Source organism: Vibrio sp. 10N.222.55.A1 (genome assembly GCF_041473835.1).
Taxonomy (GTDB): Bacteria; Pseudomonadota; Gammaproteobacteria; order Enterobacterales; family Vibrionaceae; genus Vibrio; species Vibrio crassostreae_C.
In genome coordinates, this window is sequence record NZ_JBFRSX010000057.1 from 1 (window position 1) to 208 (window position 208).

The following is a 208-nucleotide window of genomic DNA, read 5'->3' on the forward strand; positions in this document are numbered from 1 at the left end:
CTTAAAGATGGTGGAGCTATGCGGGATCGAACCGCAGACCTCCTGCGTGCAAGGCAGGCGCTCTCCCAGCTGAGCTATAGCCCCATCTAGGTCGATATTGGTGGGTCTGAGTGGACTTGAACCACCGACCTCCCGCTTATCAGGCGAGCGCTCTAACCAGCTGAGCTACAGACCCAATATCGTCTCTTAACTTTTCTAAACCTAATCA

At 53.4% G+C, this 208-nt stretch carries 2 tRNA genes; both read right to left on the minus strand.

Going from position 1 to position 208, the window contains the following annotated elements:
* Positions 1-8: 8 nt before the first annotated feature.
* Positions 9-84, minus strand: a tRNA-Ala gene (locus tag AB4493_RS16875).
* 14 nt (positions 85-98) lie between these two features.
* Positions 99-175 (minus strand) — tRNA-Ile (locus AB4493_RS16880).
* Between the last annotated feature and the right edge of the window lie 33 nt (positions 176-208).